The sequence below is a fragment of the Staphylococcus pragensis genome, from assembly GCF_004785665.1.
Lineage (GTDB): Bacteria > Bacillota > Bacilli > Staphylococcales > Staphylococcaceae > Staphylococcus > Staphylococcus pragensis.
Map to the genome: position 1 here is coordinate 397,675 of NZ_SRPJ01000001.1, position 15,624 is coordinate 413,298.

Annotated in this window: 14 protein-coding genes; 7 read left to right on the forward strand and 7 right to left on the reverse strand. The window is 32.3% G+C overall.

The annotated features are described in order from the left end of the window. Positions 1 to 97: 97 nt before the first annotated feature. Complete coding sequence (locus E2558_RS02060) at positions 98 to 682, reverse strand: competence protein ComK (protein WP_126565317.1); 585 nt, start codon at positions 680 to 682, stop codon at positions 98 to 100. A 216-nt stretch (positions 683 to 898) separates the two neighbouring features. Between E2558_RS02060 and E2558_RS02065 the strand changes: the two genes are divergently transcribed. After that, positions 899 to 1,117, forward strand: coding sequence for an IDEAL domain-containing protein (locus tag E2558_RS02065; protein WP_126565318.1), 219 nt, complete (start codon positions 899 to 901; stop codon positions 1,115 to 1,117). 77 nt (positions 1,118 to 1,194) lie between these two features. Here the strand turns inward: E2558_RS02065 and E2558_RS12580 are convergent, their stop codons facing one another. Continuing rightward, positions 1,195 to 1,293, reverse strand: coding sequence for an SAR1012 family small protein (locus E2558_RS12580; protein WP_371869265.1), 99 nt, complete (start codon positions 1,291 to 1,293; stop codon positions 1,195 to 1,197). An 84-nt stretch (positions 1,294 to 1,377) separates the two neighbouring features. Further along, complete coding sequence (locus E2558_RS02070) at positions 1,378 to 1,605, reverse strand: TM2 domain-containing protein (RefSeq protein WP_126565319.1); 228 nt, start codon at positions 1,603 to 1,605, stop codon at positions 1,378 to 1,380. Positions 1,606 to 1,785: 180 nt separating this feature from the next. Between E2558_RS02070 and E2558_RS02075 the strand changes: the two genes are divergently transcribed. Further along, complete coding sequence (locus E2558_RS02075) at positions 1,786 to 2,340, forward strand: GNAT family N-acetyltransferase (RefSeq protein WP_126565320.1); 555 nt, start codon at positions 1,786 to 1,788, stop codon at positions 2,338 to 2,340. Between the two features lie 55 nt (positions 2,341 to 2,395). Here the strand turns inward: E2558_RS02075 and E2558_RS02080 are convergent, their stop codons facing one another. Next, positions 2,396 to 3,334: a 1,4-dihydroxy-2-naphthoate polyprenyltransferase gene (locus tag E2558_RS02080; protein WP_126565321.1), complete on the reverse strand. Its 939-nt coding sequence runs from the start codon at positions 3,332 to 3,334 to the stop codon at positions 2,396 to 2,398. Between the two features lie 181 nt (positions 3,335 to 3,515). On the opposite strand from E2558_RS02080, the gene E2558_RS02085 reads away from it, so the two are divergent. The 4 genes from E2558_RS02085 to menB are packed head-to-tail and all read left to right on the forward strand — an operon-like array spanning position 3,516 to position 8,144. After that, complete coding sequence (locus E2558_RS02085; RefSeq protein WP_126565322.1) at positions 3,516 to 4,883, forward strand: isochorismate synthase; 1,368 nt, start codon at positions 3,516 to 3,518, stop codon at positions 4,881 to 4,883. Further along, positions 4,873 to 6,543, forward strand: a complete 1,671-nt coding sequence (gene menD / locus E2558_RS02090; RefSeq protein WP_126565323.1) for a 2-succinyl-5-enolpyruvyl-6-hydroxy-3-cyclohexene-1-carboxylic-acid synthase — start codon at positions 4,873 to 4,875, stop codon at positions 6,541 to 6,543. The genes E2558_RS02085 and menD overlap by 11 nt, the downstream gene beginning before the upstream one ends. After that, on the forward strand, positions 6,530 to 7,333 hold the full coding sequence (gene menH, locus E2558_RS02095) for a 2-succinyl-6-hydroxy-2,4-cyclohexadiene-1-carboxylate synthase (protein ID WP_126565324.1): 804 nt from the start codon (positions 6,530 to 6,532) through the stop codon (positions 7,331 to 7,333). Before menD ends, menH begins: the two co-directional genes overlap by 14 nt. Then, positions 7,326 to 8,144 (forward strand): 1,4-dihydroxy-2-naphthoyl-CoA synthase, encoded by an 819-nt coding sequence (gene menB, locus E2558_RS02100; RefSeq protein ID WP_126565325.1) that lies wholly within the window; start codon positions 7,326 to 7,328, stop codon positions 8,142 to 8,144. The genes menH and menB overlap by 8 nt, the downstream gene beginning before the upstream one ends. 66 nt (positions 8,145 to 8,210) lie before the next feature. On the opposite strand, the gene E2558_RS02105 is transcribed toward menB, so the two are convergent. Together E2558_RS02105 and E2558_RS02110 are read right to left on the reverse strand one after the other, a co-directional pair. Next, positions 8,211 to 9,374 carry an aminotransferase class I/II-fold pyridoxal phosphate-dependent enzyme gene (locus E2558_RS02105; protein ID WP_126565326.1) on the reverse strand — a complete coding sequence of 388 codons (1,164 nt, stop codon included), beginning with the start codon at positions 9,372 to 9,374 and terminating at the stop codon, positions 8,211 to 8,213. 130 nt (positions 9,375 to 9,504) lie between these two features. After that, positions 9,505 to 10,512: an acyltransferase family protein gene (locus tag E2558_RS02110; RefSeq protein ID WP_126565327.1), complete on the reverse strand. Its 1,008-nt coding sequence runs from the start codon at positions 10,510 to 10,512 to the stop codon at positions 9,505 to 9,507. A gap of 153 nt (positions 10,513 to 10,665) precedes the next feature. Between E2558_RS02110 and E2558_RS02115 the strand changes: the two genes are divergently transcribed. Further along, a complete protein-coding gene (locus E2558_RS02115; protein ID WP_126565328.1) occupies positions 10,666 to 11,085 on the forward strand; it encodes a MarR family transcriptional regulator in 420 nt (139 codons plus the stop codon). Between the two features lie 117 nt (positions 11,086 to 11,202). Here the strand turns inward: E2558_RS02115 and E2558_RS02120 are convergent, their stop codons facing one another. Beyond that, complete coding sequence (locus tag E2558_RS02120) at positions 11,203 to 15,351, reverse strand: GW dipeptide domain-containing protein (protein ID WP_126565329.1); 4,149 nt, start codon at positions 15,349 to 15,351, stop codon at positions 11,203 to 11,205. Positions 15,352 to 15,624: the final 273 nt, after the last annotated feature.

Sequence of the window (15,624 nt, forward strand, 5' to 3'; positions counted from 1 at the left end):
AACTTAAAATATGCAAGGGATAATCTTAAAAAAATATACGGAACATTTACACTATATTAATATAAACGTTCCGTATAATTTAATATTAAACGTAAAACTATTTATCTTGTAATAATGAATAATGGGAAAGGGCTTCAAAGATGTTGAGAGTAGTTTTTTCGTAGTCAATTGGCATTTCTGGATTGTTAGATTTCATACGGGAATGTTTATCAACCATGTAGTAGTAAAAAATTGCGTTGGTATATTGGTGCCATAAACTGTGGAAAGAGACATTTAAAGTGAGGGTTTCTTGATTAGCGAAGATGATTTTGCTACGACGATTTTTAAGAGGTTTAATATCTGAGATGTAATGCATATTAATCCATATATTTGCTTCTAAACGATCTGAATGTGTTGGGAAAAAATAGGTAGGAAATAAAGGGGTTAATAAAATAGGGGGCTTGCTCGTGATACCTGCGATTCGTTGCGTTTCTGCTTTCTTACTTAGATAATTGTTACCATAGAATTTACAAGAGCGTTCAATAATCTTTTGCGTTTTGAAAGGGCTGATTTCTTTAGTAGTGTCAAACTTCATTATTTCAGTGCCTTGAGGTTGTTCATATTCATTGAAAATGGGTTTGACTACCATATCTCCTTTCCGGATTACATAAACAGTATTGTTGAGTTCTTCAGTCTTATTCATAGAAAAACTCCTTTTCAATTAAATTTACTATTAAAAGCTACAATGAAGGCGCAATTAATAATATAAAATTATTATATAAAAATTTTATCAGTTGTCAAGATTTTCTTTTAAAATAATATTACACTTATTTTTACAGAAATGTCTGAATATTCGATTGATTTAAAAAATAAAAGCTTGTATACTATCCTTAAATAAAAAAGAAAGGCAGTGATTGTAATGTATTACAACACGAACGTCAAACATACGACACTAGAAGATTTTGTAACTACAGTTAATGATCTTGGAGTTGAGCTTATAATTGATGAGGCCCTTCGACAAGCGCGCAAAAAGCAACTTGTTAAATTAATTGATGAAGCATTAATTAATAAAAATGAAACTGATTTTATGAACTACGCTAACGAATATAAAACTTTGGAGGCAGTTTTCAATGAGTAAAATAGGATCCTGTCACTCATTATAAAAGGTCTATTTCTACTTTGATTTAAAATAGTAAATAGACCTTTTTTATATTATTATTTTCTACCTTTTGAATTACCTTCAATCATATTACGAATCCACTTTACTAAATATCCTGTAATAATTATGCGAAATACGCGTTTAATGATATTCATATTTACTAACCCCTTTTTCTAATTATCTTATCTTTATTTTTACCCGTTCTATCTAGATTTAAAGCTAAGTTTTTAAATACATGTTTAAATAGTAAGATCCTTTTTAGATAAAGTAATATATCCATTTCTATCAGCTTTTGTTGTGAATATAACAATGATACCGTGAATAATAGAAATAATTGTTGGAATAAATGTCCAAAAGAATACTAAGTGAAAGACACCTTGCCATACTTTATCAGCGTAAAATTTGTGCAAACCGACGCCACCTAAAAAGATTGCTAATAATACATAAATTGTTTTGTTTACTTTCATTGAATTTAATCCTCCCATAACTTGACACATCAACACTATTTAAATAATGATTATATATTTATTTATATGATTACCATTAGAATCAGAACCAAACATCAAGTTTTTTGCAATTAATTTATTAAAATTTGAAACTTTTATATAATAATAGATAGATAAAAGTATAAGGGAGGAGAGTATGCAGTGATACGCAAAGCACATCCGAGTGATAATAAACAAATTGCAGAATTGTGTTATATGATTTGGCAAGATATGGAACTTGAAATGGTTAAAGAGATAACTAAAGAACGTGTGTTAAATGCATTAGAAGAGAGTATTGTTAACATTCGTTATCGTGCTTTTTATGACAATGTATGGGTATACGAAAAAGATAATCAAGTAGCAGGATGTATTATTGCTTATGATGGGGCACAAGAAATGGCGTTAGAAGCTACGTGGAATGATTTACCACTTGAAGAAGATATGAAAGCGTATGGTACCCCTTTACCCATTAAAGAAGCGAAAGATGATGAATGGTACATTGAAACGGTAGCTACTTTTCCAGAATATAGAGGGCAAAGGATTGCTACGCAACTGTTTGAACATTTAATTGATACTTATCCTAATAGAAAGTGGAGTTTAAATTGTGATTACGATAATCCGAAAGCGCGCAAATTATACGAACGTCTAGGATTTAAATGGGTAGAGGATATTGATTTATATGGTCATAACTATTTGCACATGATTCATCAAGCATAAAAAAATCCAACATTTAACTGTTATAAAAACAGCAATGTTGGAAAGTAATTATTTATTAAATGCCACCTAGTAATGCACTAATATAAATTCCTAAGGCATAAAGAATACCAAAGATAGTATTCGTTTTACCTGTTGCGGCCATTGCAGGCATCATGCTAGCAGGCGTATCGTTCTTTTTGAAGCGACGAATCGCTTTAACTGGCATTGGGAATGAAAGTAATACGAGTAAGTAAAATAGAGAACCGCCTTTATTAAAGAAAGCAATAAATACGACAACAGCATAAGCTAAAATATACATTGCTGCCATAAATGTAATTGAAGCGCTTTTACCTAATAAAATTGGTAAAGTTTTACGTCCGCTTGCTTTATCTTTAACGCGGTCACGGATATTGTTTGCCATATTAATTAAACCGATAGTAATCACAATTGGAATACTAATCCATACAACAAATCCATTGATGTTACCTGTTTGAATGAAAAACGCAAGTAAAATAATAATCATACCCATAAATAAACCAGAGAACAATTCGCCAAATGGTGTCCATGAAATTGGGAATGGGCCTCCAGTATAAAGATAACCAATCGCCATACAAACGATACCTACTGGAATGATCCAAAATGAGCTTTTAACAGCAAGGAAGATACCAAGTAAAGCGGCTATAATATAAAATGCAATTGCTAGATTCATGACAAGTTTAGGACTCATACCATTTCTTACAATTGCGCCACCTATGCCCACAGAAGTGTGGTCATCTAAACCTTTTTTAAAGTCATAGTATTCATTAAACATATTCGTTGCAGCTTGGATAAGAAGACATGCAATTAACATAGCTAAAAACAAGCTGAATTTAATATGGTCTTGACTACCTAATAAAAAAAGTTTAGCTGTTGCTGTACCTACTAATACAGGTACAATCGCAGCGGTTAATGTATGAGGTCGCATTAGTTGCCAATATTTTCTAACAGTAGAATATTGTTGATATTGATCTGCCATAATATAATCTACCTCTTATTATATAAAGTTTTAACATATGTATTTTAAAGGAATAGGTTATAAAGGTCAATCTACGTGAAATATTTCCCAATTCGATTAAGCAATTATGCCACTATAAATAATGAAAAATGATACAATATTATAATGAGTAAAAATAGAAAAAATGAAAGAAGTGAAATGAATGGCTGCGAATTTAAAAGAAGACGAAATTATTGAATCAATATACGAAAGCAATAAAAATTGGATTTCTGTAGAAGTAATTTTAAATAGAACTTTACCACCAACTGCTTTATTTCAATTAACTGAAGACCAAGCAGGTGATCGCTTTTATCTACGTTTAAATGATAATCAGTCTTCGTTTTTCGGCTATCATGCAGTTCAAAGGTTTAAAAATAACTTTGAAAATAAACAATCTATTTTCCGTGAATGGGAAAAATTTAAAAAAGATGTGGAACTGATACATCTTGAAACTTCTAAACACCACTTAAAAGTAGTGGGAGGATTCCAATTCTCAAGTCATAAATCTGATGATGAATGGCGTGAATTTGGTATTAATCATTTTGTTGTTCCAAAAGTCCTTATTACTAATGTTGATAATCAAACGCTATTAACTTATACCGTTGAGAGAGAAAATTTTGATATAGATCAATTTAAAGAAATTATAGATTACTTTGAGAACGCTGAAATTCATGAACCAGATGTGAATGACGCAATGGGCAATATCACACGTATGGAAGACATTTATAAAGATGAATGGAAAGAATTAGTAAGCGATGCGATTGCTCAATTAGATGAAGATAAAAAGATTGTCTTAGCACGTCGTCGTTTAATTAAATTTGATAAAACTATCAGTGTTCCTTATGTTTTAAAACGCGCACTTGAAAATGAGAAGAATAGTTACATTTTCATTTTAGAATCGAATCAATCGGTCTTCTTTTCACAAACGCCTGAACAATTATTAAAAGTAGACGAAGGTGTATTATCAACGAAGGCCGTTGCAGGTACAATTAAACGCACGCACAATGAAAATGTCGATCAACAAAATGTGAAAGCTTTCTTAGAAGATAAAAAGAACTTAGGTGAACATCAATTTGTAGTAAGAAGTATCTTACATGATATTGAATCATTTGTAGATGATGTAGAGTATAATCAAACACCAAATATCTTAAAAAATGATCATATGTATCATCTATATACTGAAATTAAAGGTAAATTAAAAAGTAATTCATATATTGGTTTAATTGACGAATTACATCCAACGCCTGCTTTAGGCGGTTATCCGAAAGATGAAGCGGTTAAATTTATTGAAGAGAATGAATTTGGTACGCGCGGTCTTTATGGTGCACCGGTAGGCTTTATTGATATGGATGATGATTGTGAATTTATCGTAGCTATACGATCAATGTTGATTAAAGAGAAACAAACGACATTATTTGCCGGTTGTGGCATAGTTAAGGATTCTGATCCTGAGAGTGAATTAGCTGAAACAGCGGTTAAATTCTCACCAATGATGAATGCTTTAGGAGTAGTGGATAAGAATGAATCATAATGAAGCACTAACGAAACAAGTATATACATTTGCCTCAGAGCTCTATGCTTATGGCGTGCGAGAAGTAGTGATTAGTCCTGGCTCTCGCTCAACGCCATTAGCGATTGCTTTTGAAGCACATCCAAACATTAAGACTTGGATTCATCCTGATGAACGTAGTGCTGCCTTTTTCGCTTTAGGTTTAATAAAAGGAAGCGAAAGACCGGTAGCGATATTATGTACTTCAGGTACTGCAGCAGCTAATTACACACCAGCTATTGCAGAAAGCCAAATTAGTCGCATTCCATTAATTGTATTAACGAGTGATCGTCCACATGAATTAAGAAGTGTAGGAGCACCACAAGCGATTAATCAAGTGAATATGTTTGAGAACTATGTAAATTTTCAATTTGATATGCCAGTAGCAGATGGTAGCGAGCAAATGTTAGATGCCATTTATTATCAAATGCAAATCGCAAGTCAATATTTATATGGTCCTCATCGTGGACCTATTCATTTCAACTTGCCGTTTAGAGAGCCATTGACGCCTGACCTTGAAAAGGTAGAGTGGCTTACTTCGTATCATAAAACATTGCCACATTATCAAAAAAATATTAATGTGCAAGATATTCGAGACGTTTTAAAACAGTCAAAGGGTCTTATTATAGTAGGAGACATGCAACATCAAGCGGTAGATCAAATCCTCACATATGCGACTATACATGATTTACCAATATTGGCTGATCCGTTGAGTCAATTACGTAAATATAATCACCCTAATGTAATTACAACATATGATTTATTGTATCGTGCAGGATTAGATTTAGATGTTGATTTTATTATCCGTGTCGGTAAACCTGTTATTTCTAAAAAATTAAATCAGTGGTTGAAACGTACGAATGCTTTTCAAATTCTTGTACAAAATAATGATAAAATTGATGTTTTTCCAACTCCACCAAGTATTTCATATGAGATTTCAGCGAATGACTTTTTCAGAAATTTAGTTGAAGAATCGACAATTAATCGTAAATCTTGGATAGAAATGTGGCAAACACTTGAAACACAATCTCGCGCAATGATTACTAAACATGCCGAACAAGCTACAGATGAAGCGGCTTATGTAAATGCATTAATTAAAAAATTGACTAAAGATGATGCATTATTTGTTAGTAATAGTATGCCTGTGCGTGATGTCGATAATTTATTGTTTGATAGTGAAGTAGAAGTTTATGCTAACCGTGGCGCTAATGGGATTGACGGCGTAGTGTCGACTGCTGTTGGTATGGCCGTTCATAAAAATATCACGTTATTAATTGGCGATTTAGCTTTTTATCATGATATGAATGGTTTATTAATGGCGAAATTGAATAATATTCATTTAAATATTGTGTTATTAAATAATGATGGTGGAGGCATTTTCTCTTATTTACCACAGAAATCGACTGCCGATGCTTACTTTGAACGTTTGTTTGGTACACCTACAGGCTTGAATTTTGAATATACAGCATTGCTTTATGATTTTACATTCAAGCGTTTTAACACGATTACAGATTTTTCTCAGGAAAAGTTATCTCATATGAGTTCACACATTTATGAAGTGATGACAGACCGTCAGGATAACCTTGAACAACATCAAATCTTATATAAGAAATTGAGTGATATTCTAAATGTTACATTATAATTTTCATAAATCAGAAAAGGAAACATCTCAATTATTAATATTATTGCATGGATTTATTAGTGACAGTCGTACGTATAGCCAACATCTTTTAGCGTTATTACAAGAAGTTAATGTATTAACGATTGATTTACCAGGCCATGGTCAAGATGAATCATCAATGGAGGAGACGTGGGACTTCCCATATCTTGTGAAACAATTAGATGAGGTCTTAGATCAATTCAAAGCGTACACATTACATTTACTAGGCTATTCTATGGGTGGACGTGTAGCGTTATATTATGCATTACACGGTCATCATGTCTTGAAGAGTTTAATATTAGAGAGTACATCGCCAGGTATTGACAATGAAGATGATCGTCTTGAACGTCAACAAATTGATGCAGCAAGAGGTAAGGTACTTGATATAGCTGGCTTAGAAATCTTTGTTAATGATTGGGAAAAATTACCATTGTTTTATACTCAATATGATCTAGATAAAGAAAAGCGTAAAGCGATTCGCGAGATGCGTATGTCACAGGATCCTCATAGATTAGCAAAAGCGTTACGAGATTATGGCACAGGACATATGCCAAATTTATGGAAAAAAGTAAAAGATATTCAAATACCGTGCTTCATTTTAGCAGGAGAATTGGATGAGAAATTCGTGAAAACTGCGCATGCTATGGCTGATAAAATGAATGATAGTCCAGTTCATATCTTTAAAGAAGTAGGCCATACAATTCATGTGGAAGATGAGACGGAATTTGATACAATAGTATTAGGTTTTTTAAAGGAGGAGCAAAATGACTAGACAGTGGGAAACACTAAGAGAATATGATGAAATTAAATACGAATTTTTCGAAGGAATTGCTAAAGTAACTATTAATCGCCCAGAGGTACGTAATGCATTTACACCTAAAACAGTTGCTGAAATGATTGATGCATTTTCACGCGCACGCGATGATCAAAATGTATCTGTAATCATCTTAACTGGTGAAGGCGATAAAGCATTTTGTTCAGGTGGAGATCAAAAGAAACGTGGACATGGTGGTTACGTAGGCGAAGACCAAATTCCTCGCTTAAACGTTTTAGACTTACAACGTTTAATCCGTGTTATTCCTAAACCAGTTATCGCTATGGTAAGAGGTTATGCAATTGGTGGCGGTAACGTCTTAAACGTAGTATGTGACTTAACAATTGCTGCTGACAATGCTATCTTTGGTCAAACAGGACCTAAAGTAGGTTCATTCGATGCAGGTTATGGTTCAGGTTACTTAGCTAGAATCGTTGGACATAAAAAAGCACGTGAAATTTGGTACTTATGCCGTCAATATAATGCACAAGAAGCATTAGACATGGGCTTAGTAAATACAGTTGTACCTTTAGATGAAGTAGAAGACGAAACAGTTAAATGGTGTAAAGATATTATGAAACATTCACCAACTGCTTTACGTTTCTTAAAAGCAGCGATGAATGCTGACACTGATGGATTAGCTGGTTTACAACAAATGGCTGGAGACGCTACATTATTGTACTACACAACTGATGAAGCGAAAGAAGGTCGTGACGCGTTCAAAGAAAAACGTGATCCAGACTTCGATCAATTCCCTAAATTCCCATAATAGATTTTAGATAAAATGAGAACCCATAGTGAGATGTCAATACATTTCACTATGGGTTCATTTTAGTTATAAATCATAATTTTGTTTTAAAAATGCTTCTAAACGTCGCATGCCTTCTTTTAATACGCTCATTTCATAAGCATAGGAGATACGCACATAGCCTTTACCAATATTAGTAAAAGATGATCCTGGTACGATAGCTACATGAGCTTCTTCTAACACTTTAACACAAAAGTCAAAATCTTCTTCAGTATAATTCTTAATACTTGGGAAAATATAAAATGCACCTTCTGGTTGAGCCTCAAGTTCAAAGCCTAATTCTATAAGCTTATTTTTTAAATAATCTCGACGTTCAACATACGCTTCATTCATATATTGAGGTGCTTCTAAACCTTCATTTAATGCTGCGATACAAGCAATTTGTGCAGGTACATTAGCACAGATACAATTATATGCATGCATAAAGGTTAATTTTTCAATAAGATATTCAGGGCCTAATAAAAATCCAATGCGAATACCTGTAGCTGAATGTGATTTACTCAAACCACCAATCAATAATAATTGATCACGAATGACTTCATATTCTGCAAAAGATGTATGCTCACCTTTAAATGTATTTTCAGCATAGATTTCATCACTAATAATGAAAATTTCTTTTGTTTTTAAATATTCTACCAAAGCTTCTACTTCGTGACGTTCTAAAATAACACCAGTAGGATTAGTAGGGTAATTCAGTAGAATGGCTTTCGTTTTATTTGTGATATGTTGAGCGATTAACTCAGGTGTGACTTTAAAATTGGATTGCGTTGTATCGATATACACTGGTTCCCCGCCAAGTGTTTCTACAAGAGGGATGTAACCAGCATAAATTGGACCAGGAATAAGAATTTCATCTCCAGGTTCAATGATGCTACGTAAAGAAGTATCTAGCGCTTCACTTGCACCATTTGTTACGATAATTTCCTCTTCACTATAATAAAAGCCATACTTATTTTTAAAATATTGGCTAATAGCCTGGCGCGTTTCAGTCAATCCTTTATTGTGAGAATAACTTGTTTTATCTTCTTTAATCGCATTAATATAAGCTTCTTTAACAACATCTGGCATTGGAAAATCGGGTTGACCAATCGTTAAATTGACACAATCATCAATATGTTTCATGCGATTAGAGAATTGGCGAATACTTGGTGCTCTTAAAAATTTAGAATTTGAATTTAATGATAATTTCATGTTTTACACCTCAAAAAATACCAAACTATAGTTACCTTGTATGTCACTATAGATTTTTTAGAATAATCTAATAGTAACATATTTTAATACTATAATTTGGTATACGTGCGTTGTTTTTCATTTTCAATAGTTAAAACTTAAATTGGGATGGTCTCTTAAGATTAATGACTGGATTGGTCCATTTACATACAAAATTACTTGAAAGAACGTAAACAATTACCATTGAAGTCCCAATCAAATAAATATAGGTCCATAGTGAAATGGAATCGTGAAATGGGTATAGCTTAAATCCTCGCACTACACCAATTACAAGTCCATGCAATAGATAGACATACATCGTACGTGGCCCAATATAAGTATAGAAACGTTGATGGTTACTCATTAAATTTAAGAATGCAAACATTGTTACAAAGATAATGACGTAATGCATTAAACGTTTAAGTGGACTATAAACACTTTGATTATGATTCTCGAGAGACGTATAGGGACTACTACCTAAGAGCCAATCTCCGTTAATAGGGTGAATATAGTAACCAATAAAGAAACCAATAAGAATACATATTGATATAATGCTTAGTTTCTTATTTCGGAAAATTTGTGTCTGAGCTGTCGTCATTAAATAGCCAATATAGAACACAGGGAAGAATACTATCGTACGTGAGACGCTTAAATAGCCATCCACGTTATCTGAGAAGCCTGCTAATACTGCGACAATAATAGTAATAGGCAAGACATACATTGGATTATAACGACGAATAATGACTAAAATAACATGGAAAAAGAACAGTGTTAGTAAGAACCATAAAGCAAATACAGGATTGAATGGGTCCATTTGAATGGCATCACTTTTTCCAGTTATAAAATAATAAATTGAGAAAAAAGCATAAAAAATAGCATAAGGTGCAAGCAATTTTTTAGCAACATTCTCTAAATAATTGGGTTTATCTAAATGCTTTGCGAAGTATCCTGAAATAAATAAAAAGGTTGGCATATGGAAACTATAAATTACAAGATACAAAGCTAACATATAGTTACTTTCAGAAGTATAAGGCTGAATCATATGACCTAATACAACTAAAAATATTAGTATGGCACGTGCATTGTCGAAAAAGTAGTCTCTATCTTTATTTATAGACATACGATGTGCTCCTTTATTTAATGCTAACTGTATATAACTTAGTATATAATAATATAATAATGCAACAAATTTAGTCAATTTGTTGAATAGTATTGTATAATGATAGAATAAATTTTATAATAATAACAATTACAAAAGTGGAGTAGAACAACTATGTATAATCAACTAGAAAAACTTATCACATTAACGAATAATGATCTTAATTTAGTAAATAGACGCTTTGGACAACGAACAGATATTACTAATGAACAATTAGAATTATTGAGAATATTATATAATTATGACCGCTTATCTCAATATGATTTAACTATGAAGATTAGTAGAGAACAGTCCATTGTTTCACGATGGATTAAAAAATTAGTTTATAAAGGCTATATTACAAGCCAACAATCACATGAGGATTTACGTTGTAAAGAATTAAGTTTAACAGAAGAAGCACGTGATTTAATTAAGCAGATTAATACTGCAAGATGTGAATTAATTGAAGCACGATGCCAATGTTTATCAAAAAAAGAAATCGAAAATTTAAACTCATTGTTGAATAAATTAAATAGTCGTCATATATATTTTTAAAAAATAAAACCCTATGTCATCACTTTTAATTAAGTGAAATGACATAGGGTTATTTTAGTATAAAAATATAAGAGGTGCATGTTATTAACACTACCTCTTATATTTTAATTTTAATTGTTATTTGATAAAGCTCGTTACTTCGAAATATTTACCTACTGCTTTAATTTTATCGTAAAACGATTTTAAGATTTCAGCATTAAGGTTTGCCCAATTGACATCAGTTGCGTATTGATGAGTACCTGGATGATCAGGGTTCCAACGCATTTTGTAAAGTGTATTTTGACCGGCTTTAATATAATCTTGACCAATGAATTTAGCGCCACCAATGATAGCTTTAGAGACTGAATTCCATCCAGCATTTTTAGCATAGTTTATACCACTAGAAAGAGGGGTGCTATCATATGCTGCAATGCCAAATACATTATAGTATTTATTTGCGCTATTTGGATTAACGTAATTATTCACTACATCTGCACCTTTAGCTAATTGTGACTGACCATTTCCAGTTTCAATTAAAGCATGAGCAATTAAGTAAATTTCATTGATACCTGCTGCTTTAGCTGCTTCACTAAATGCTTGACCTTGATTTTCTAGAACACCTTTACCTTTAAGTAGCTTATTCATACCTGCTACTGATAAGTTTTGTGGGCGATCTAAACGTAAAAATTGATATTTAAGTGTATCATTTTTAGATAATGCATCAGAGTTCATGGCATTTTTTATTTCACTAGTTGAAGCGTTTGCCCACCCGTATGCATTACGTTGTATTTGTGGTGGAGCACCATAAGCATTTTGTTGTGTTGCTACAGCTTGGTCTAATGTTTGATATGATGTCTTACGTTTCACTAATTGCTTTTTCAAATCTGAATCTTTAATCCAAGCATATTTGTTATTACTTAATTTACCGTAGTACCAAGTTTTACCATTAACTATTTTACGCTTAGTCACATGGAACATTTCTTCATTATACGGTTTTAAATCATAAGCTTTCGCTGAAGAAGGTGCATCATAGTAGAAACTATTTGTGCTATCAATAATTAATTCATCTTCATAATTTTCAGCATCATCAACAGTTGCGTTAGACGATAAATCGTTTTGTGCCATCCAACCAGTTTTTCCATTTACCGTACCATAATAATAAGTTGTATTACCAATAGTAGCAGTTTTTGAAACTTTGAATGTTTGGTTTGCTAAATCTTTATTATCTAAACGTTGTTGGGCTGTACCCCAAGCTACTGAATAAAGGCCATTGTTTGCTTTATTTACAGTATAAGTTCCAGAAAGTTTTTGTTCCTTACTTAAATTTTGAATATTTAAATCTTTAATATTGAACCAACCTAATGGTGTATTTTGAATTGGATTTTGTAACAGCACATACGTATTATCATCAATTGTTCGTTCTTTAGTTACTTTATACGTTTTATTAGCATATTTCGCTGCATTTTTACCACTTTTATCATAAACGGTAGCACGAATACCATCATTATTAGCATTCACTTGTGCCATACTAGACACAGTTTGTGTTGTGGCAGGTTTAGCAAACTTAGCATTGAAGTGTGGTTTAACGATATCATCACTGTTTACCCAACCCCATACACCGTTAACTACACCATGAAGATACGTAGTATTACCAATTTGAACATTATCTATTGATCTTAATTCTTCATTACTAGTTGGAATTGTCGCTTTAATTTGTTTATCGCTGCCCCAAGGCGTACTATACACATTTGTATTACTGTTCACTTTATATGAAGTAACATCAGTTTTAGTAGGTGTAGCAGACTTAACGGAAATATCAGACGCTGGCACCCATCCACGTAAATGGCCACTATTATAATCAGAAATTAAATAGAATTCTTGATTATTTAAGTTTGCTTTTTTAGTGATACGATACGTATTACCGTTAAGTTCAGGATTAGTTTTGGCAACTGTATCATAAACTGTTGAATATACACCTTTACTATTTGAAGAAACTTGACCAAGTGTATTCTGTAATTCTGAAACTTTCATTACGTTGTCGTTAGATGTTAGGGGACTTAAATAGTATTGACTTATCCAACCATTTTGTCCGTTAACTGAACCATATAAATAAGTAGCTGTTCCTACTTGCTGAGATTTAGTTGCTTTAAATGGTGCAGTATTTGATTTAGAAATAGTACCAGCTTCTTGATTATAATTACCCCAAGGTACTGTATATAACGTTGAACCAGGTTTAATAGTATAAGATTGGTTAACTTTTACTGGAGATTTAACTGTATTATAAGTTGTTTCATTTTGTTTAACCCAGCCATAAGTTTTTCCGCTATTATAATCTGAAAGTAAGTAATACTTATCAGAACCTAATTGAGCTGATTTAGTAACTGATAATGTGTTATGAACTTGGTCAGTGGCTTTGCCTGAATCGTCATAAACTGTATTATAAACACCACTGTTATTTGAATTTATTTGAGCTAAACCAGTTGCTGATTTAACTGTTAATTTATTATTTTTAGCAGTGCTTGAACTATTATTTCTTTTATTACTATTGCTGTTATTATTAGAACCTGAATTGTTATTAGAATTATTTGATGTTGTGCCCCATGGTGCTACTTTTCCCTCTTTAATCAAATATTTCTCATTAATTAAATCGTACAATTCGTCATAGCTATAATTATGCGCTTGGAAGTACGCATGTGGATCAGAATGGTCAGAGCCACCTAAGTAACGACTAATAGCATAATGTGTCCAAACTGTACCTTGACCATCATATTCAGCGCTATTTGGTTGTAAATCATAATATTGTAACTGAGTAGCTGCATAATCTGCATAGTTATTCATTGAACGTGCGAATGAATCATAGTCATGCGTGTGCACGATTTCAACATTGATAAAACGTTCGTTACCTTGTGGACCTGCGCCCCAAGATAAGTAATCTGTTGGCGCTGTTTCAATAATACGATTACCATCGACGAAAGCATGTACAAAGGCATTTTGATAGTTATTCTTCATATAATTAATTTCGCCTTCAATAGTTGAGTTATCGTTAGCAGTATCATGTACAACAATTCCTTCAGGATTACCTACGCCATTACGATATCCATATTGAGGGAAGTAAGATGTATAATCTTCTTCAATTCGTGGCGCTTGTAAATTGTGAGAACGAATATAATTATTAATTGAAGAACTCACTTGAGGTTTATATTTAGGTAATGATGAAGTTGCTGCATAACGTTTTACAGCACGAACGTTAGTAGCAGGGCCACCTTTACCTCCTACAGATCTAACGGATGAATCACCAGTCATTGATTGAGCATACGTCGTTACGTTTGTATTTGTATTATCTTGTGTCTGTGCATTAGTTGTAGGATTTGTTGGTTTAGTTTGTGTTGATTTCGTGTTACTAGTAGTTGATGCTTTACTTGAATGAGTCGCATCGTTTTGAGTCTTAAGTTGCTCATTGTTTTGCTGAGCAGTCGTATTTTGAGCATTTACTGTTGAATTAGTATTTGCTTTTTGAACTTGAGTTGTTTGTGTATTATTTTGAGACTTGTTACTACTATTATTTAAATTTGATGCATTATATGTTTGGATTTTATTTTGTGATTGAACAGCAGTATTAGCTTTTTCAATATCTCGTTTTTGATTACCTTGATTAAGGTTAGCAACCGATGATTGTTGTTTATTAATGTTTGAATTTTGAGTTGCATTAGTTTTACTCGTTTGTGTTGAGTTACTATTTTGAGTCGCAATGTTTTGATTAATATTTGTATTTTGTTGGTTAGCTGTACCTTGAGTTTTCTGTTGTGATGTTGTTTGTGTATTATTTGTTGCACTAGAATTTAATTGTTGAGCATTATTTGTTCGAGTAGCATTTGTGCCTTGGACGTTACTCGTCTTATTTGTTGCAACATCATTAGTTGTTGCTTTGTTCACAGTTGCATTGTTTGAAGATTGAACACTAGTTCCGTTTTGGATTTTAGATTGACTATTTGAATTATGTAAATTATCTAAGTTAGCATCATACGTACGAACATTAGAAGATGTGTTTGGTTTTACTTCTGATGGATTGTGATAAGCTTGAACGCCAGAAACATTTTGAGTTGATTGCGTTACTTGTTGTTTAGCTTGTTTAGCACTATTTAACTGGTGTTGATCATCAATTACATTTTTAGCATTAGTATTAGTTTGATTGTTTTCAGCTGCATGAGCTTGATGCGATGTAAATGCAGCACCAAATAGTGTAAGTGCAATCATTGAAGGGAATTTTAGGCTGAATTTTTTTGTCATGTTTTTACTCCTAATAATTGTTGTTATTTATCTATTATAGTAATTAAATAGATGAAAATTATTAATTTAACGATTTTGTAAACTAACTTTAATTTTTTCTTACTTATATCAAACAAAGAATAATAATACTAATGGTAATTAAAAATTTAGAATAAACTTTTCGGTATTTTGAATAATGATTAAATTTAGAAATATATTTGTTTTACATTTATTACCATGTGTAGGGAGCAAAAGGATATAAGTAATTAGCTTTAATTTGCAGTAGATAAAATT